We start from the raw sequence: 18,820 nt of genomic DNA, 5'->3' as shown, positions 1-18,820 counted from the left end.
GGACTATCACTACCGCATCAACGCACAGTGATGGATTGGTGGCTGTATCTACATACAGAAGTCCCTGACGATCCGGTCAAGATCGCCAGGGACCAACGATGGGGTCAAGACGCACTTTCCACAGCAACAGACCTGATCACCCACAACACCACAGCCACTACCAATGACATCGGTGCACCAGCAGAATACGACACCGCCATCGACACCAGCTACCAACACAACCTCGGCATCCAAAAAGGCTGGATCAAATAACCGCAACACGCCCGGAAAAGACACACTTTTCTTTACTTAACCCCCCTTTTCCAGCGGTGACAGATACAACAAAACCCCCGGTCGGTGAAGACCGGGGGTTGGAATCCAGTGGAGCTAACGGGATTCGAACCCGTGACCCCCACACTGCCAGTGTGGTGCGCTACCAGCTGCGCCATAGCCCCGCTGCCTACCAGGCGATTTACTTCTAAATCCCTGTGAAGCGAACGGTGTTAAAGCTACAACACTGGAATTAACTTCTCCAAATCGCCTGGTTGCGCTGGGGTAGCAATCGCTTGAGCGCTATTTGCCTTCCAGCACATTCGGAACCCAGGAGCCCAGAGTCTCATCCGGATTCATCGGCGGGTCGAAGCGCTTGCCATTCTTGTACAGCAATGGCGAGGAGACGTCACCCTCTCGCTTTTCGACTTCCTTGTCATTCTCGCGGGAGATCTTCGCCCCCTCGTCCTTAACGGACTTGTCACGAATCTTGTCAACCACGCCGCCGTCGACGCCCATCTTGTCTGCAGCGTTAGCCAGATCGTCCCACTCCCACTGACGGGTAACGGTGGACTGCTCTTCCATCATCAGGCGGTGAAGGTTCCAAAACGCATCCACGTCACCAGTCTTTGCCACTGCCCAGGCGACAGCCGCACCACGGGTGGAAGGACCGGACTCGTCGCCACGATCCAGGAAGTTCAGGAAGCGGAACTCCACCTTCACCTTGCCGTCTTCCAGTGCCTTCTTCACATCGTCGCTAGAGGCAGTCTCCAGCTGCGCGCAGTAGTGGCAGCTGAAATCCTCGAAGACCTCGACGGTCGGCACGTTGTCGCCTGCATTCTCTGCTTCCAGGGTGACGATGCTGTCCTTGGCCGTCATCTTCACCTTTACCTCGTCGTTCGGCAGGCTGATGTTATCGACCTTGTGCTTCTGGTTGTTGTACACAATGAAACCAATGGCTACAGCTGCAATGACGAGAATTGCAATGATTCCCCACAGGAAGCCGTTGCCCCCTTTAGATGCATTAGGGGCCTTAATCTTTTGGCTCACCGAGTGTTCCTTTCCGAAATGGTGACGTGTCTACTGCGCATGAGGGTATCGCAAGAGTCTGGCAAAACACTGAATCGACCCCGTGATTTTACGCAAACCTGCAGCGATTGCCCCAGGGAAGAGGCCGCCCCAATGTTGTGGGTCTAGCCCAGCACGCCATCCACGACAACCTGCGCCTCCTCCAGCACCTTCTCCAGGTGGTCGGCACCGTTAAAGGACTCAGCATAAATCTTGTACTTGTCCTCCGTACCGCTTGGGCGGGCGGCAAACCAAGCGTTTTCAGTGGTCACCTTCACTCCCCCAATAGCCGCGCCGTTGCCTGGAGCCTCCGTCAAGATCGACTCGATCTTCTCCCCCGCCAATTCGGTTGCTTCTACGTCGTTGGCGCTGAGCTTCTTCAGACGCTCCTTCTGCTCACGGTTGGCCGGGGCATCGATGCGCTTGTACTGCGGCGCGCCTAGTTCCTCGGCCAGCTCCCGATAACGCTCTGAAGGGCTCTTGCCGGTCGTTGCCTTAATTTCGGACGCCAACAGGTCAGCGATGATGCCGTCCTTATCAGTGGACCAGACCTGCCCGTTGCGACGTAGAAAGGAAGCACCTGCGGATTCTTCTCCGCCAAAGCCCACGGATCCATTGACCAGCCCCGGCACGAACCACTTGAACCCGACCGGAACCTCCATCAGGTTGCGTCCCATACGAGCCACAACGCGGTCAATCATCGAGGAGCTCACCAGGGTCTTGCCCACGGCGGCCTCTTGCGGCCAGTTCTCACGGTGACTAAAGAGGTATTCGATGGCCACGGCAAGGTAGTGATTTGGGTTCATCAGGCCTGCGTCTGGGGTGACGATTCCGTGGCGGTCGGAGTCGGCGTCATTACCAGTAGCGATGTCATAGGAAGACCCGCCAGCGCCTGCGACAGAATCGACCAGCGAGGCCATCGCGGACGGCGAAGAGCAATCCATGCGGATCTTGCCGTCAGAGTCCAAGGTCATGAAACCGAAGGCGGGATCGATGGTGGGGTTAACGACCGTGAGATCGAGGCCGTGCACATCAGCGATACGCTCCCAATACGCCACGGAGGCACCACCCATGGGATCGGCGCCGATGCGCACGCCTGCGTTGCGGATAGCCTCGATGTCGATAACCTCCGGCAGAGCGGCCACGTAGTTGCCCAGGTAGTTATGGCTCTCCACTAGTTCGGTGGAAGTGGAACGCAGTACGCCAGCGAGGTTTGCGTCCAGGTATTCGTTGGCACGGCGGGCGATCCAACTGGTGGCGTCGGTATCCGCAGGCCCACCGGTCGGCGGGTTGTATTTGAAGCCGCCGTCACGTGGCGGGTTGTGAGAGGGAGTAACGACAATACCGTCGGCGCGACCAGCATCGTTGCCTTCCGGCCCACCGGGCAGCTGCTTGTTGTACTCCAGGATCGCGAAGCTGACAGACGGGGTGGGCACAAAGCCGCGTTCCTGGTCCACCTTGACCGTCACGCGGTTACCAGCCAGCACCTCCAGCGCGGTGGCTTCGGCGGGCTCGGACAGCGCGTGCGGGTCGCGGCCAATGAAAACCGGGCCGTTGATCCCCTGCCCGCGGCGGTAATCGACGATGGCCTGGGTGGTTGCCAGGATGTGCGCTTCGTTAAAGGCACCGTCGAAGGCACTACCGCGGTGGCCGGAGGTCCCGAAGCTCACGCGCTGGCCCGGATCAGCCAGGTTCGGGACCGTGGCGGAGTATGCCTCCAGCAGGGCGGGAATGTCGGTGAGGTCGTCGGGGGTGGCGGGCTGGCCAGCACGTGGGTGCATAATGATTCCTTCGGTCGGTGCCTGAAAGCATTTTCTTGCTACTCACCATTTATCGTGCCCGATTCCGGCGGGTTTTTCAGCGCTGTCCCCGCGCTCTTCCACCCCGCCCCCTCGCTTGTCGCCACTCCTCGCCGCTGCCCGGCATTTGTAAACAGCCTCAACGAATTTGTCTAAACCCTTCTTCCACACTTCTTTACAGGCGTAACCTCTGTAGTCCATGCAAGACGTTTCCTTCGCCGAATCCCTCCAGAACACTCTGGACAAGATCGACCAGTTCATCTGGAGCCAGTGGCTCCTGATCCCCCTATTGCTGTTCACCGGCCTATGGCTAACGATCCGCCTGGGTGGCGTGCAGTTCCGCAAGTTGTTCGTAGCCCTGCGCCACGGGCTTATCGACAGGAACGACGAGGGCGGCGAAGGCGATATCACTCAGTATCAGGCGCTCACCACTGCGCTGGCCGCAACTGTCGGCGTGGGCAACATTGTGGGTGTGGCAACCGCAATTTCCATCGGTGGCCCCGGCGCGCTGTTCTGGATGTGGATCACCGGCTTGGTGGGTATGGCCTCTAAGTACTCGGAGGCTTTCCTGGGTGTACGCTTCCGCGTGGCCGATTCCAAGGGCAACGTCTCCGGTGGCCCACAGCGCTACCTTTCGGGAGGCATTCCGGGTGGGCTGGGCACGTTCCTGGCGTGGTTTTTCACCATCGCAGCCATCATCGCTTCCTTCGGCATCGGCAACCTGACGCAGGGGAATGCCGTTGCCGCGGGTCTGGAGGACACGTTCGACGTCAGCCCCACCGTCACCGGCGCGGTAATGTTCGTGCTGGTCGGAGCGGTTCTCCTCGGCGGCATTAGCTCCATCGGCAGGGTGACCTCGGCCTTTGTTCCGCTGATGATTCTTATCTACATCGGCGGCGGCATCGTAGTGCTGGCTTTGCACGCAGGCGACATCCCGAATGCTCTGGGGCTTATCTTTAATGACGCCTTCACGGGGACCTCTGCCACCGGTGGATTCGTAGGCTCGGGCATCATGCTGGCCATGCAGATGGGTGTGGCCCGCGGCATTTTCTCCAACGAGTCCGGCATGGGATCGGCCGCAATTGCAGCTGCTGCGGCGAAGACCACCCACCCTGTGCGCCAGGGCTTGGTCTCTATGACTCAGACGTTTATCGACACGATCATCGTGGTGACCATGACCGGCCTGGTGATCATCACCACCGGCGTGTGGGATACAGGCGAGGATAATGCGGCCAACATGACGGCTCAGGCTTTTAGCAAGGGCATCGGCTCGGAGTGGGGCGGCACCATCGTCTCCCTCTCCATCGTGTTCTTCGCTTTCTCCACGATCCTGGGATGGTCCTACTATGGCGAGCGAAACGCTGAGCGTGCCTTTGGATCCTGGGCTTCCCTGCCCTACCGCATGCTGTTTACGTGTGTGGTTTTCGTCGGTGCCACCACGGAGATCGGCCTGGCCTGGACCTTCGCGGACATTGCCAACGGCCTGATGGCGCTGCCGAACCTGGTGGGCATGCTGATTCTCTCCGGGCTCATCGCCCGGGAGACTAAGGCCTACTTGGACTTCGACCCGACCCTGCGGGCACGCCCGGAGGATGTGGAGAAGTTCCTGGTGGATATCAAGAACCCCTGGCGCAGCGCACTGTAACCAACACGCTATAACCAGCGGGCTATAACGCCGCCACTAGTTGGCGCAGGTGAACTCCACGGTGAGGGCGATCGTACGGTTCGAATCGTCCTCCATCGGGGTGCCTTCGACGACATAGTTGCCGCCTTGGCGCTTCACCGTGGCCGAGGCGGCATGGTCGTCATCGATCTCATATTCGACACCTTTGTATTCGAAGTCCAGGGACTCTAGAACTGGCTGGTCGGTATGGATATCGATATCCAGCTCGTTACGGTCGTCATCGTCCTTGCCGAAGTCGACCTCTAGCACTTCGCGTCCGTCGTCCTCATCCAGTTCGCAACGCACCGGGGAGAACAGCTTGGTATCCACTTCCTTGCCATCGACGGTGATCCTGTGGAGCCTACTGCCCGTGCCTCCCTCTGCGGGGGCATCCTGAGTATCGCGGGGCTGCTCCGACTCCCCAGAAGAATCAGAAGAATCAGAAGAATCAGTAGCTTCGGAAGCCTCAGCACTTTCCTGCACCGTGGTGATCACGGTCTCCTTCTCTGCAGAGTCGTCGCCGGAATCATCAGACGCACAGGCAGCAGCTGACATACCCAGCGCAGCCGCCATTACTACTGTGGCGCTGCGGCGAGCGATGCGCGAAGTGGAACAAGCGATCTGTGGACTCGTCGTTTTCTTAGCGAATCTTAAATACCTCATCGTGCCCCACCGTAGCAAAATTCATTTTCCACAAACCTCACACAGGGTTTAGTGATCTGGGTTACAGTCGCGAGCATGACTTTCGCATCGCAGCACGGCTTAAACGCTCCACTCACTCCTCTGCGCTTCTTGCAACGCTCCGCACAGGTTCACCCCAACAAGATCGCCGCAGTCGACGGACCACGGCGCATCACCTTCGCAGAGTTCAATGAAGACGCTCAGGCCTTCGCCCACGCCCTCATCGCCGACCAAGTAGCCGAAGGCGACCGCGTGGGCATTCTCGCTGCCAATAGCTACGAGGCCCTGCTGGCTCAATTCGCCGTGCCGCTGGCGAATGCGGTGACGGTGCCGATCAACACCCGCCTGGCACCCAAGGAAGTTAACTACATCCTCGACCACTCCTCCATCGACGTTCTGGTTGGCGAGAAGGAACTGATCGACCCCATCCTCGCCAGCAGTGAGCGAAACCTGCGCCGAGCCGTGTACATCGCCGACAAGGAAGGCGTAGAGCCCCCGGTTGACAACGGGGAAACTGACACGCAGGGGGCGTCACTAGTAACAACATTTAGCGACTACCTAGCCGGACACCGCGACGAAGAGCCACTGCCCTACCGCGTGCACGACGAGAATGAGACCATTGCGATCAACTACACCTCCGGCACCACCGGAAAGCCGAAGGGCGTGATCTACACCCACCGCGGCGCTTACCTGAACGCGCTGGGGCAGGCGCACACGCAGCATTTCAGCCACGACACCGTGTACCTGTGGACGCTGCCGATGTTCCACTGCTCCGGCTGGTGCACAGGCTGGGCGGCGATGGCTGTCAGCGCAACCCAGGTGGCGCTGCGCGCGGTGCGCGGCCCAGAGATGTGGGAACTAATCCGCACCGAAGGTGTGACTGCCATGTGCGGCGCCCCAGCCGTGCTCAACACGCTGGTAGATGACGAGAACAAGCGCCGTGTGACGAACCTGCGCGTCACCACCGCGGGCGCACCACCGAGCCCAACGACCATCACCCGTTGCGAGAACATCGGCGTGGAGGTTACCCACGTGTACGGCCTGACCGAGAGCTACGGGCCGTTCACCGTCTGCGAGGCACAGCCCGAATGGGCGGACATGACGGTTCGCCGCCGTGCGGTTCTGAAGGCGCGCCAGGGCGTGGCGTCCATCACCAACGAAGACGTCCGCGTGATCGAGCCGACCGAACACCTAGACGAAGCGCTGGTGGACGTGCCCGCCGACGGTGCGACGCTGGGCGAGATCATCCTGACCGGCAATGGCATTATGGCTGGATATTTCAAGGACGAGGAAGCCACCGCGCATGCCTTCCGTGGCGGCTGGTTCCACACCGGCGACCTCGGAGTAATGCACCCCAACGGCTACATCCAGCTGATGGACCGAGCCAAGGACGTGGTGGTTTCCGGCGGCGAAAACATCTCCACCATCGAGGTCGAGCAGGCCGTTATCAGCCACCCCGATGTCTCCGACTGTGCGGTCATCGGCGTACCAGATGAGAAATGGGGCGAGCGTCCACGCGCCTACGTAACCCTTCGCCCGGAGGCCCGCGGCGGAGACGAGTCCGCCTTGGAAGAAGCCGTGATCGCCTACTGTCGTGCGCACATCGCCGGCTACAAGGTTCCGCGTGACGTGCGCATTCTCGACGAACTGCCCCGAACCTCCACAGGCAAGGTTCGCAAGAACGAACTGCGTGAGGAAGCGTGGGCAGGCCACGAGCAGAAGATTAACTAGGTACGGCCTTAGCCGTTAACCCAGTATTTGCCCGGCCTTTCCCTACCCGCTGCTTTTAGGCTGGTTGCTGGTCACGCACACCTTTTACCCTTTGCCTTCATGGGTAGTAAAGGTATTTTTTCTCGACGCCGATTCTTCAAAGCGCTGGGTTTCAGCGCCGGTTCCGCAGCCTTCGTGGTAGGGCCGCTTGCGAAGGCCGGTGCGGCACCGGGCACGGGCGGCTCCGGCCTGGCGGGCAGTGGGTTGGCTGGGAGTTCAGCCCTGGGATCCGCTAATACTCCAAGCTTGGCCGGGTCGGCGAGCTTCACCCCAAGCAACATCGGCAGCTCCGAGACCGGCTGGGTTATGGGCCACAAGGGCACCGGCCCCAACGGCGCTTTCCTTGCCGGTGACCTGCAGGTAGTCACTGTTACGGAGGATTCAGTGACGATTAGCTGGTTGACGTGGGACGCAAAGGTGAGCATCGCTGAGCGCCCCGTGGGTATGCCTACCGAAGGCACGCTGCGCGTATGGCCGGAAGATAACCCGCAGGATACGAAGGTCGTGCGCTCGGAGAAGAACACCTTCTTCCACATCATGACTATCGAAGGCCTACAGCCGGAAACCAAGTATCACTTCAGCGCTTCCTCCCACGGCATCGAAGCCAACGCGACTCACAACTACTTCCAGGAGAAGAAGAAAGAGTTCACTACCTTGCCTAAATTGTCCGGCGAGGTACTGCAGACCGTGGTCGTGGCGAACGATGTGCACATGGGTGAGGCCCAGGATGGCCTGTGGTTCGATGGCTTTCCACCGCCGGCGGTGCCCAACCCGAAATCCGCACCCTACCCGGAGGTGTGCCTGGATGCGGTCATTAAGACGGCCGAGGATTGCGGCGCTACGCACCTGTTTGTCAATGGTGATGTAACAAGTGAAGCTCGCCCGGCCGAGGTGCGACGTGCCAAGGAAATGCTGGATACGTTCTCCGGCACCTGGCGCGTAACCCGCGGCAATCACGACCGGCCGCACAAAGCCGACGACTCCTCCGGTTACGAAACCGCCACCCCCTACGGCAAAGAGCACTTCGACCCATTCGGTGACGTCTTCGAGCCGCGACAGCAGGCCTGGATGATGGATCTAGAGCCCGCAGGCGTGCGCGTAATCGGCATTGATTCCACGGAGCTAGATAAGTCTGGCGGGCGGATCGAGCCACAGCAGTTTCGTCAGATCGAAGGCTTCTTGCGCCGCGATCCGAACAAACCAACCGTGCTGATGCTGCACCACCCCATGACGCGCGAGGCCGGCTGGTCGAACGCTGCCGGACCTGCTTTTATTCTGCGTGACCCGGATCTGATCAGACTGCAGAAGATGATTCAGGCGGCGCCGGGCGTGAAGCTGGTGCTGGCGGGCCACACTCACCGTGCGCACCGAGATAAGCCGGACGTCGATACCCACGCGGTATTCCTGGAAACCCCCGCGGCGAAGAACTGGCCCACCGGAGCCACCCAGCTGCGCTTCTACTCCGACGGCATTGCGGTGAACTTCCGCCACAACATGGGAGAGGAAGCCCTGGACTGGGCCAGCCGTACCCGCTGGACCAACTTCGGCTTGGCACCGGAGATCCTGCTGGGGCCAACGGACGCACGCAACCTGGTGGTGCGCTATTAGCGCCCCTCCCCTTTGATGCCCCCTAATATACCAGCGCCCTACCTGCTGGTGAGTTCTAGCAGCTACAGAACCATCGCCGCGATCCAGCCGGCGATCAGCAGCGGAATATTAAAGTGCAGGAACGTCGGGATCACGGAATCCCGGATGTGGTCGTGCTGGCCATCCGCGTTCAGACCCGACGTGGGGCCTAGGGTCGAGTCGGAGGCCGGGGAACCGGCGTCACCAAGAGCACCCGCAGTACCCACAATCGCTACAGTGGCGAGCGGCGAGAAGCCCATCGAGGCACACAGGGGCACGTAGATCGTTGCAACGATCGGCAGGGTGGAGAAGCTCGAACCAATGCCCATGGTGACCACCAGGCCAACCAACAGCATCACCAGGGCGGCGGCGGCCTTGTTACCCGCGAACAATTCAGCGGAAGTGTTGACCAGGCTCTCGACCTCGCCAGTGGCCTGCATAACCGCGGCGAAGCCCTGGGCGGTGATCATAATGAAGCCGATCAGGGCCATCATGCGCATACCAGCGGTGAAGACATCGTCGGCCTTCCTCCAATCCACCGCACCGGTGCCCATGAATATCGTCAAGCCCACCAGGGCGCCGATCAGCAGCGAATCGGCCTCCATGTCCATCGACTGCATTACAACCTGCACGGCAAAGGTGGCGATGATCGCAATGACGGAGACGACGATCTTGTAGCGGGAAACCTCACCGGCCGGGTCGGTCTCGACCTCCACAATCGGGCGTTCTTCGTACTCACGTGGCTTGCGATAGGTGATGAAGACCGCGATCAGCAAACCACAGAACATACCCAGCGCCGGAATGCCCATCGCCTGCATCACGTTGATGCCATCGGTGCTCATACCCGCGTTGTCGATGTTGCCCAGCAGGATGTCGTTCAGGAAGATCGATCCGAAGCCCAGCGGGATCCACATGTATGTGGTGATCAGGCCGAACGTCAAAATACAGGTGACCGCGCGGCGGTCCAGCTGCAGTTTGTTGAAGACGCTCAGTAGCGGAGGAATGATCAGCGGAATAAACGCGATGTGCACGGGGATGAGGTTCTGACTCATCACAGCCATAGCGAGGATGCCGGCCAGCATCAACCATTTCGTTGCGGCGACGGCGCGGCTCTTTGTTTCTTCGTTAGTGACGCCCAGTTTCCCCAGTAGGGAGTCCGCCAGAAGCTTGGGTAGTCCCGCGCTGGCGACGGCCATCGCAAATGCACCGAGCAGGGCATAGCTCAGCGCGATTTTCGCGCCGCCGGAGAGGCCTTCCTGGAAGGCCACCATCGTGGCATCAAGGCCAAGGCCGCTGAGGAGACCACCGACGATGGCTCCGATGAAAAGCGCCAGAACCACATGCACCCGAAGCAGGGCGAGGGCCAGCATGACGACGACGGCGACTAGGACTGCATTCATGCACCTTAGAATAGTGTGAGGAGTCAGACAATAGGAAATTCCAACGGTGACTGCTTCTCGTAGCGCCGCGTCTGGCTAGCCAAGCGAGCTGCAATGTTGGTTCCGCTGAGCTTGCGCGCCTGCAAGAGGAACTCCCGGCCCTCCTGGCTGCGGGTGTACACCGCACGCATCGGCAGGCCCACGCGCTGGAGTTGGCGCAAGAACTCATCCACGTTCTCCCGGCGCGTACCGAGCACGTCCGGCACCGACTGGGCACAAAAGATTCCACGGATGCGAACCTGATGCGCGGGCGCAATGAGGTAGCGCGCGTTGCGGACCTCCCCAGACAACTGAGTCATGGCGTCCGCAAAAAGCTTCCTTTCGGCGAAGGTTCCGCCGGACAGGCGTACATTCGCGCCGATGGCGCCTTCGTCGACGATGGCCATGAGGTTGCGGGTTTCGATCATTCCGAGGGCGCTCAGCGTGCGCACCAGAGCCGTGGCCTCGGCTTTCAGGCGCTTGGTGGTATCCGTCAGCTGCTGGACCTTCCGCGCGCGCAGCAAGGCCGCCGCACCGCCGAGCAGTGCGAGCACCCCGAAAGCCAGCCACTGTCCCCCGACAGGGAGGTGCGGCAGGACGCGCCCCACCGCCAGCCCGAACATGACCGCGAGGAAGAAGATGTAGCCCAAAATAACGTCCAGGTAAGGCACCACCCCGGCCGATGCGGGCTTTTCAACGTCGATGTGGAACTGCATCTCGTAGGGCTGGCCATCCGGCACATTCCCCATGTCTAGGGCTTCTAGCCACTGGTTGCGCATTAGGTCCCGACGGAAGGCCCGTGCCAGCATCTGTTCGTTGGCGGCATCGATGCTGCGATAGGCGCGCAGGGGTGGCTCAGCGAAGCAGCGGTCGAAACCGTTCTCGATCACCGGCGCATCGGCGCGCGGCGCGACGAAAGCCTCGAAGCGCTTCTGCAGCGAGCGCACGTCGTGTGAGCCCAGCACGTCCAGGGACTCCCCCGCGCCGATGTTTAGCGCCTGTGCCCCGCTCTGTGCCACCTGGTCGAGCCACGTCCCGCGCCCGGCACCTTGGCTCGGTTCGCACGTTGCGATGTGCCAGATATTCGCGGTCTTATCAGGAACGGTGGGATCTACCCGGATCACCCGGCCGCGCATCTGGTTCGTCAGCATAAACGCGCGCACGGAGCTGGCGATGATGAGCGCGTTGGCGCAGGGCGAATCCCACCCCTCCCCCAGCAAGGCGGCGGTGCCCACCAGGATCGTGAACAATCCCTCCTGGAAGGCGCGGGTAATGGCGGGCACAGACACCCTCGTGCCGCCGGAAAAGCGCACCTCCACATACTCGTCATTGAGGTCCTTGGCGGAGGCGACTTCCCCGTCGAGGTGCGCCGCGAAGCGCTTCACCCGATCCAGCGCCGAGCGCGGGATGACGACCACCGAGCCGCTGATGGCGGCGATTTTTGTGGTGCCGCCTACGCGCCGTCGCAGTGCTTCGAAAATGGGGATGACGCCCAGGTGGACCAGGGCATCGTCACTGCCCACGCTGGACAGGTAATCCCGCTGAACGTAATCCGCGAGGATCACCATGCGCAGATTTTCGGACATCGCGGAGACTTCTTCTTCGGCAATGTCACCGACGGCGCGGATCTTGCCCGCGGAGTGGGTGAGGATCCGATTGACCTTCTTCTCTCCCGTGACGGAAATCTTCCCTTTGTTGAGCAGGTTGTTGGCCCGCAGAGAGGAGGTCACCGTCGGGCTGGCGCGGAAGAAGTCGGGGTGGTCGATGACGAACTGAAGCCCCAGCTCGCCGGAGAGTTCCGGGCGCTTTTCGCTGAGTATCGCCTGGATATGCGGCGCTATCGGGTGCCCAGCAGCAGCGAGAAGGATTTTAAGGGCGTAGAGATTCTCTTCGTCGTCGAGGGCAATCTGCAGCTGTTCGTCCGTGAGTTGGCCGAGGTCCTCTGCCAGTTGCGCCAAGATGCCCTGCCGTTGCAGGTCCATTAGCACTTCGTTGCCACGCCGACGCAGCTCGGCGATTTCCTGTTCTTCTTCCCGACTGGGCTTTGTAACGTAGACGTAGTCCTGATGCGGGCACAGGTTACCGGCGGCCACGAGTTCCGGGGCGAAGATCTCCTCGTCGATAGGGCCGCATAGCTGTTCGTAGCGCTGCCATTCGCTGGGGGTGGAATCATAAGGCGGAGTGGCCGTGAGCGCGATGGTGTTGAGCACTGCTTTTCGGCGACCCAACTGATCCATGAAGGCTGTCAGGGCGCGGTGCCACTGGGAGCGCAGATGGTGCGCTTCGTCGAGGCACACCGTTCCGATGTCGCGAACCGCTTCGAGAATGTCGAGGTCCGCGAAGTCCTCTCCCGTTTCCTCGTCGAGCGCCTGAGTATATGCGGAGTACAGCGCCTGGTAGGTGATGACCGTGAGGAAGGCTGGGTTGTGTAGCGAGGTGGAACACCATTCCCGCGGGTTCGATGTGTCGTTGTGTTGAAAGTGCACCGCGAAACGGTCGATCCACTGGTCGCGGATGGTGATGGTGGGAGCCAGGATCAGGGCTGGTTGGCCGAGGCGGCAGATGAGTTCCAGTCCGAGAATCGTTTTGCCTGACCCGGGAGCGGCGACAATGTGGATGCGGTGATCCTGCTTCAGGTCACCGAAGCGTTCGAGGATGCGCTGCTGATACGGCCGGAAGGTCCCGGCAAAGCGCCAGCTGGGTTGCTGTTGTGTCTCGGGCGCTACCATGCGGGCAAGTCTAACCGATCAGGTGTTACGCATGAGGAGGCTTAACGCCACCTCCAGGTTCAGACACAGAGAAACCCCAGCTCATTTCTGAGCTGGGGTACTGCTTTTGGTGGAGTTGCCGGGAATTGAACCCGGGTCCTTTGCGACCTCGCCAGGGCTTCTCCGTGCGCAGTTCGCACGTGACCTCTGCTCGGCCCTCCAGCGCTCACGAACCAGCCTGGATGATGGGCCCAGTTGCTCGAAAGGTGTCCCACACGGCCCAAGCAACAAAGCCGTGCGGCAAGTCCCTTAAGTCGATGCCAGCTACCGGGTCAGGGACATACCCGGGCTGACAGACACGCGGTCGCTGTAATTAGGCAGCGAGGGCGTAGTCGCGCTGAGTGTTCTCGGCGCTTATAAATTCGCAGCGACGCTTGAAATCGGTGGTCGTCTGCCTTCACCGGCACGCTTCCCCTGGCTCAATGCACAAAGTCGAAACCAAATCAACCCCGTGATTCCTGCTGCGGAAACGCTCGTACAACAGGAAATCTAACCTTACACCCGCGTGTGGCGCTAATTCAAGAATCCGTCTGCTCACTGTCTGCCTGGTCCTCTTGCCACTTCGCCTTGCGTTCCTTGGATTTTTTGTTGTTCTTCACCGCCATCAGGCCGACCGCAATGCCAATCACCACTGGCACCCATACCTTGCTGTAATCCGCCATGAATTCCACCACGCGCATAATCGGCTCCATCCATTCGGGCATGTGCCAGTCCGGCCAAGGAATCGACGGCAGATTAATGTCCGGCCACGGAATCGACGGCAAGTTGATCTCCGGCCACGGGATCGATGGCAAGTTGATGTCCGGCCAAGGAATATTGATGTCCCAGTCCGGCAGGAAGCTCAATAGCCATGCAATCAACTTGGAAACCAACGGCCCCAGCACGATCACTGCCAGCGCCCAACCGCCTTTCCCCAGCCCGGTAATCAGCGGGTAGAACCAGCGCTTGAACGGCGACTCCTCCATCGCCTCCCAGCGCCTCGCCGCCCGCGAGCCTTCTGGCGGATCGAAGACCACCACCCCTTCGTCGTCCTTTACCTTGACCTCGATCATCCAGCTATCGAGGAAGTTCGAGGTCCACCCCAGGTACGGCGCGCTGAGCGTCATCTCACCGCCATATTTTCCAGCCTTAACGGTCGTCTCGCTTTTACCCAGGTCAATCTTTTGATTCTCGAGGCTCTTGTACCTTGCGATCGTTACCCCGTCGCGACGCACAAGCAACTGCCGATCCCTATCGAGGTCGTCTAGTTTCTCTGCCAGCTTCTTGTGGGACTTCTCGCTGTCTTCTTTTGTGGACGCCCCCTCGTCCCCCGCGGCATCTTCAGTTACCTCTTCCGCCTCCGGCGCGGCACTGTTTTCCGCGTCAGTTTTCTTATCGGACGCGGGGAAGTCCGGGTCGATTCTCCGCAGTGCATCCGGCTCGCCGATAAAGAGCTCAAGCAGCCCGAACTCGGGATGCTTAAGGGACCAATGCTCGACGTCGTCATTTTTCACACGCCCGAAAAGTATCAAAGCACAAACCCCCGTTCAATAGAGGTCCCCTATGTGTTACCGCACCCTAGCCCTGGATCCCCTTGATTCGCCGACCCATCTCGCGCGTGATCTCACGCTCTTCTGTACGGCGTTTGATGTCCTGGCGCTTGTCGTATTCCTGCTTACCGCGCGCCAGCGCCAGCTCGACCTTCAACTTGCCGGCAACGAAGTACAGCTGCAGCGGAACCAAAGTGTTGTTTCCGTCGCGAACCTTGCCCATAAGCGAGTCGATCTCCCGGCGGTGCAGCAGCAGCTTGCGGGTACGGCGGGGGCTGTGGTTCGTCCAGTGCCCCATGGAGTACTCCGGGATATGAAGTCCGCGCAGCCAGACTTCACCTTCATCAATGGTGGCGTAGGCGTCAACAAGAGAAGCCTTGCCCTCCCGCAAAGATTTAACTTCCGTACCCACCAGCACCACACCGCACTCGTAGGTATCGATGATGTGGTAATCGTGGCGCGCCTTGCGGTTGGTGGCAACGACGATCTGGCCAGTCCCCTTCTGACCTGTGCCCTTCTGGGCCTTGTTCTTTTTCCCCTTCGATTTCCCCGAATCGGTGGGAGTGCTCTTTTTTGCTGCCATGACAGCCACACACTACCACCGGGCGCTCCCCCGAGCGAAAATACTTAAGCGCGCTAACCAGCGCTGGCTTAGCGAGGGCGCAGTGCTAGTTCTTCACATACCAGCGCAAGGTGACCTGCGCGGTGATAGCTGCCACGACCACGCCGACCAGCACCACAAACGGCGCGGCCAGCCACAGGTCGCTGTTCGTCACGCGCGCCACCAGCTGCTGGTCGTACACGGCCTTCAGAGCGCGGTCTACCACCAGGATCTTCGCGGCGAACATGCCGCCCACCGCCAGCACCGCACCGATCAGGGCGGCCATCATGGCCTCCAGGACGAACGGAGCCTGGGTATACCAGCGTGAGGCACCAACCATGCGCATAATACTGATCTCACTGCGGCGCGAGTAGGCGGTGATCTGCACCATGTTCATGATCAGGAAGATTGCAGCGATGGCCTGCACCGCGGCAACGATAAAGGAAGCGTTGCGGATGGAGTCCAGGTTGCGCATCGCGGCCTCCAGATTGTCGCCCTGATCCACGATGTTCGTCACGGCCGGATTATCCCGCAGCGCGTCGATGGGCGCGGAGTTCTCCGGATCGGCCAGGCGCACGTGGAAGGCGGCGGGCAGCGCATCTTTCTCCGTCTGCTCCACCAGTTGCGGGTCAGAGTCGCCGAACAGCTCCACGAAACGCTCGTAGGACTGCTCCTTGTTACGGAAGGTCACGGACTTCACCGCCTCGTCGCCCTCCAGCTGCTGCTTAATCTCGGAGCACTCCGGGGAGGCACACGTTGGGTCGGAGCCCGAAATTTCGTCGTCGAGCTGCACCATTACCTCGATGCGGTCGAAGTAGATGTCCTTCGTCCGCTCCGTCATCGCGCTCAGCAGAAAGCCGGTGGCCAGCAGCGCCAGCGCGATGGAGGTGGTGATGATCATCGCGATCGTCATCGTCATGTTGCGGCGCAGGCCCGAAAACGCCTCGCGGAACACAAAGTTGGTCTTCATTAATGTTTCCCTACTGTTCCCTACTGATCCGTACTGTTCCCTTGCAGTTCCGCTTTAGTGGCCCACGCCGTACATACCGAGCTCGTCATCGCGCACAAGCTTGCCCTTCGACAGCTCGATCACGCGCTTACGCATGGAGTCCACCGCCACGTCGTCGTGGGTGGACATCACCACGGTCGTACCGTTCTGGTTAATGCGGTTGAGCAACATCATGATCTCTGATGAAGTATCGGGGTCCAGGTTGCCTGTCGGCTCGTCCGCCAGCAGGACCAAAGGCTTATTTACGGACGCCCGCGCGATCGCCACGCGCTGTTGTTCGCCACCCGACAGTTCGTGCGGGAAGCGGTTTTCCTTTCCGTCGAGACCAACGGTCTTCAACGCCGCAGGCACCAAGTGCTGAATTTCCGCGCGCTTCTTGCCGATGACCTCGAGGGCGAAGGCAACGTTGTCGAAGACAGTCTTCTTCGGCAGCAGGCGGAAGTCCTGGAAGACATAGCCAATGCGCTGGCGCAGCTTCGGCACATCCCGCCCCTTAATCTTGTTTACGTGGTAGCCGGCGACGTGCAAGTCCCCCGAATCTAGCTTTTCCTCGCGCAGAATGAGCTGCAGAAACGTGGACTTACCGGAGCCGGAGGGGCCGATAAGGAAGACGAACTCGCCCTTTTCGATGTCCAGGGTGATGTTGTCCAGGGCCGGCCGCCCGGAAGACAGATAGCTCTTGGTTACGTTTTCGAAGGTGATCACGAGCACACAGTGTAGCGAAACCAGTGAGGCAAAGATAGTCCAAAGTGACTGTTGTTACTTTTGCAACTTCTTGTGCCTTGGTTGGTTTTGGGCTTCTCCTGTCTCGAGGCACCCCAGAATGTAAAGTCGCAACCCAACCCGATTGAAGAGTTAGGCGTCAAGAAGAGAAAAGCCCATGAGCGACACGAAGAGCAAAGAAGAGACTACAAAGAGCAATCAGCCCGGGGGCTTCCTCGGATTCATCGAGAAAGTCGGCAACAAACTCCCCGACCCGTTTTGGCTCTTCGTCATACTCGGCGGGCTAGTCCTTGTTTCCAGCTTCATCTTCAACAAGCTTGGCCTCAGCGCCACGAACCCAGAAGACGGCAAGAAGGTAGAGATCGTCAACCTGCTGAGCTCCGAGGGGCTCAAGGAGATCCTTTCGGGCGTGGTGGACAACTACGTGACCTTCCCACCGCTGGGTCTGATTATTACAGTCATGCTGGGTGTGGCCGTGGCAGAGCACTCCGGCCTGATTAGCGCGGTGGTGCGCGCAACCGTCTCTAGGGTCGGGCCGACACTTCTGACCTTTGTTGTGGCCCTGGCAGGTGTGACGGGCTCTGTGGCCTCCGATGCGGTGTACGTGATCCTCATTCCGCTGGGCGCAGTGTCTTTCCGCGCAGTGGGTCGCTCCCCGATCGTCGGCGCGATGGTGGCCTTTGCCGCATCCTCAGCTGGGTTTAACTCCTCGCTGATCCTAAACATCACCGACGTGCTGCTGGGTGGCATCTCTACCTCGGCGGCTCAGATCGTGGACGACGAGTACTTCGTCTCTCCGCTGGCTAACTACTTCTTCGTAGCCGTCAGCGCGGCCGTGCTGGCGCTGATCATCACGGCGGTGACGGAGCTGTACATGAAAAAGCGCGCCCTAGACCTTGTTGACCACGACGAGATCGACTACTCGGAGGTCACCTTCAACACTGGCCGCGACGGCGATGACGAGCTCGCCGGAGACGTACCGCAGGAAAAGATCACCGCTGCACTGAAACTCGATGTTGACGAGGCGCGCGCACTAGGGACCACCGCTATCGTCGCCGTAATCATGACAGCCATCTACTTCGCGCTGCTGTTCGTGCCAGGATCGCCGCTTCAAGGCGAAGGCGGCGAAGTGATGTCCAGCCCGCTGATCACCGCAGTAGCCGTACCCATCGGCGCTGCCTTCCTGATCCTCGGCCTGGTTTACGGTCTGGGCATCAAGTCCATCACGAAGGCCAGCGACGTTCCGGAGTTCATGGCGCGCGGTTTGAAGACCCTGCTGCCAATGATGGTGCTATTTTTCGCCGTCTCCCAGTTCCTGGCCTGGTTCAAGGCATCCAACCTGGGCGCGTGGACCGCCATTAAGGGCGCAGAGCTTCTACAGAAGGCCGATCTTCCACCGCTGCTGCTTTTCGGCGCCTTCGTGATCCTGGTGGCGCTGGTGAACCTCTTCATCACTTCTGGTTCCGCCCAGTGGGCGCTGATGGCACCGATCGTCGTGCCGATGTTCATGTACGTCGGGTTCTCCCCCGAAGTCACCCAGATGCTGTTCCGTATCGGCGACTCTCCCTCGAACATCATCACCCCGATGAGCCCGTACTTCGCCCTGGCTCTGACCTTCCTGCAGCGCTACTACAAGAAGGCGGGCATCGGAACGCTGATGTCGCTGGCGCTGCCGTACTCCGTCGCCATGCTGGTTGGCTGGTTCCTATTCTTCGCCCTCTGGTGGATGATCGGCCTGCCACTCGGCCCCGGCACCCCGATGGACTACCCGGCGCCGTAGCGCCCTAGCCCCAGCGCTGGTTCTGGGCTGGCGCACAGCACAGGTTCAGCCCCCGTGGTAGCCCTGCCCAAGCCTTATCGTTAGTGTGGAAAATGTACCCTGCACACCGCTTGGCCAGGGTTCCACATTGCGCCTT

At 60.3% G+C, this 18,820-nt stretch carries 13 protein-coding genes, 1 tRNA gene, 1 other RNA gene and 1 pseudogene; 5 read left to right on the top strand and 11 right to left on the bottom strand.

Going from position 1 to position 18,820, the window contains the following annotated elements; translation table 11 throughout:
* Positions 1 to 252 (top strand): annotated as a pseudogene (locus tag JQ46_RS08125) (IS1249 family transposase); the annotation flags it as partial.
* A gap of 109 nt (positions 253 to 361) precedes the next feature.
* On the opposite strand, the gene JQ46_RS08120 reads toward JQ46_RS08125, so the two are convergent.
* The 3 genes from JQ46_RS08120 to pgm all read right to left on the bottom strand — a co-directional run bounded on the left by JQ46_RS08120 (position 362) and on the right by pgm (position 3,098).
* A tRNA-Ala gene (locus JQ46_RS08120) sits at positions 362 to 434 on the bottom strand.
* A 118-nt stretch (positions 435 to 552) separates the two neighbouring features.
* Positions 553 to 1,299, bottom strand: coding sequence for a DsbA family protein (locus tag JQ46_RS08115; RefSeq protein ID WP_034987101.1), 747 nt, complete (start codon positions 1,297 to 1,299; stop codon positions 553 to 555).
* Positions 1,300 to 1,442: 143 nt separating this feature from the next.
* Entirely contained in the window at positions 1,443 to 3,098 is a 1,656-nt protein-coding gene (gene pgm / locus JQ46_RS08110) for a phosphoglucomutase (alpha-D-glucose-1,6-bisphosphate-dependent) (protein WP_034987100.1), read from the bottom strand.
* A gap of 217 nt (positions 3,099 to 3,315) precedes the next feature.
* Between pgm and JQ46_RS08105 the strand changes: the two genes are divergently transcribed.
* Positions 3,316 to 4,761 carry an alanine/glycine:cation symporter family protein gene (locus JQ46_RS08105; RefSeq protein ID WP_034987097.1) on the top strand — a complete coding sequence of 482 codons (1,446 nt, stop codon included), beginning with the start codon at positions 3,316 to 3,318 and terminating at the stop codon, positions 4,759 to 4,761.
* Between the two features lie 36 nt (positions 4,762 to 4,797).
* Here JQ46_RS08105 and JQ46_RS08100 read toward each other — a convergent pair whose 3' ends face one another.
* A complete protein-coding gene (locus tag JQ46_RS08100) occupies positions 4,798 to 5,352 on the bottom strand; it encodes a lipoprotein LpqH (RefSeq protein WP_192817256.1) in 555 nt (184 codons plus the stop codon).
* Positions 5,353 to 5,517: 165 nt separating this feature from the next.
* Between JQ46_RS08100 and JQ46_RS08095 the strand changes: the two genes are divergently transcribed.
* Together JQ46_RS08095 and JQ46_RS08090 are read left to right on the top strand one after the other, a co-directional pair.
* The gene (locus JQ46_RS08095; RefSeq protein WP_034987092.1) at positions 5,518 to 7,191 is read left to right on the top strand and encodes an AMP-binding protein; all 1,674 of its coding nucleotides are present in this window, start codon (positions 5,518 to 5,520) and stop codon (positions 7,189 to 7,191) included.
* A 99-nt stretch (positions 7,192 to 7,290) separates the two neighbouring features.
* Positions 7,291 to 8,838 (top strand): metallophosphoesterase, encoded by a 1,548-nt coding sequence (locus JQ46_RS08090; protein ID WP_034987089.1) that lies wholly within the window; start codon positions 7,291 to 7,293, stop codon positions 8,836 to 8,838.
* Between the two features lie 62 nt (positions 8,839 to 8,900).
* Here the strand turns inward: JQ46_RS08090 and JQ46_RS08085 are convergent, their stop codons facing one another.
* From JQ46_RS08085 to ftsE, 7 genes are all read right to left on the bottom strand, one after another.
* Positions 8,901 to 10,256, bottom strand: coding sequence for a Na+/H+ antiporter family protein (locus JQ46_RS08085; protein WP_034987085.1), 1,356 nt, complete (start codon positions 10,254 to 10,256; stop codon positions 8,901 to 8,903).
* 23 nt (positions 10,257 to 10,279) lie between these two features.
* Positions 10,280 to 13,003 (bottom strand): DEAD/DEAH box helicase family protein, encoded by a 2,724-nt coding sequence (locus JQ46_RS08080; protein ID WP_034987082.1) that lies wholly within the window; start codon positions 13,001 to 13,003, stop codon positions 10,280 to 10,282.
* A gap of 107 nt (positions 13,004 to 13,110) precedes the next feature.
* Positions 13,111 to 13,493, bottom strand: a transfer-messenger RNA (tmRNA) gene (gene ssrA, locus JQ46_RS11115).
* 67 nt (positions 13,494 to 13,560) lie between these two features.
* Positions 13,561 to 14,535 (bottom strand): hypothetical protein, encoded by a 975-nt coding sequence (locus JQ46_RS08075; RefSeq protein ID WP_034987110.1) that lies wholly within the window; start codon positions 14,533 to 14,535, stop codon positions 13,561 to 13,563.
* A gap of 64 nt (positions 14,536 to 14,599) precedes the next feature.
* Positions 14,600 to 15,154 (bottom strand): SsrA-binding protein SmpB, encoded by a 555-nt coding sequence (smpB, locus tag JQ46_RS08070; protein WP_005294317.1) that lies wholly within the window; start codon positions 15,152 to 15,154, stop codon positions 14,600 to 14,602.
* An 85-nt stretch (positions 15,155 to 15,239) separates the two neighbouring features.
* Positions 15,240 to 16,142: a permease-like cell division protein FtsX gene (gene ftsX, locus JQ46_RS08065; protein WP_034987079.1), complete on the bottom strand. Its 903-nt coding sequence runs from the start codon at positions 16,140 to 16,142 to the stop codon at positions 15,240 to 15,242.
* Between the two features lie 54 nt (positions 16,143 to 16,196).
* A complete protein-coding gene (gene ftsE, locus JQ46_RS08060; protein ID WP_034964874.1) occupies positions 16,197 to 16,886 on the bottom strand; it encodes a cell division ATP-binding protein FtsE in 690 nt (229 codons plus the stop codon).
* Positions 16,887 to 17,061: 175 nt separating this feature from the next.
* Between ftsE and JQ46_RS08055 the strand changes: the two genes are divergently transcribed.
* Positions 17,062 to 18,684, top strand: coding sequence for an AbgT family transporter (locus JQ46_RS08055; RefSeq protein WP_192817255.1), 1,623 nt, complete (start codon positions 17,062 to 17,064; stop codon positions 18,682 to 18,684).
* Positions 18,685 to 18,820: the final 136 nt, after the last annotated feature.

The sequence above is a fragment of the Corynebacterium jeikeium genome, from assembly GCF_000738175.1.
Lineage (GTDB): Bacteria > Actinomycetota > Actinomycetes > Mycobacteriales > Mycobacteriaceae > Corynebacterium > Corynebacterium jeikeium_C.
The sequence above is the reverse complement of the archived record's forward strand: the minus strand, read 5'-3'. Positions and strand labels throughout refer to the sequence as shown.

Coding starts and splice junctions, on each gene's coding strand:
- JQ46_RS08100 (WP_192817256.1), bottom strand. CDS start 5,352: ATGGCGGCTGCGCTGGGTATGTCAGCTGCTGCCTGTGCGTCTGATGAT.
- smpB (WP_005294317.1), bottom strand. CDS start 15,154: ATGGCAGCAAAAAAGAGCACTCCCACCGATTCGGGGAAATCGAAGGGG.
- JQ46_RS08085 (WP_034987085.1), bottom strand. CDS start 10,256: ATGAATGCAGTCCTAGTCGCCGTCGTCGTCATGCTGGCCCTCGCCCTG.
- JQ46_RS08090 (WP_034987089.1), top strand. CDS start 7,291: ATGGGTAGTAAAGGTATTTTTTCTCGACGCCGATTCTTCAAAGCGCTG.
- ftsX (WP_034987079.1), bottom strand. CDS start 16,142: ATGAAGACCAACTTTGTGTTCCGCGAGGCGTTTTCGGGCCTGCGCCGC.
- JQ46_RS08095 (WP_034987092.1), top strand. CDS start 5,518: ATGACTTTCGCATCGCAGCACGGCTTAAACGCTCCACTCACTCCTCTG.
- pgm (WP_034987100.1), bottom strand. CDS start 3,098: ATGCACCCACGTGCTGGCCAGCCCGCCACCCCCGACGACCTCACCGAC.
- JQ46_RS08105 (WP_034987097.1), top strand. CDS start 3,316: ATGCAAGACGTTTCCTTCGCCGAATCCCTCCAGAACACTCTGGACAAG.
- JQ46_RS08080 (WP_034987082.1), bottom strand. CDS start 13,003: ATGGTAGCGCCCGAGACACAACAGCAACCCAGCTGGCGCTTTGCCGGG.
- JQ46_RS08055 (WP_192817255.1), top strand. CDS start 17,062: ATGAGCGACACGAAGAGCAAAGAAGAGACTACAAAGAGCAATCAGCCC.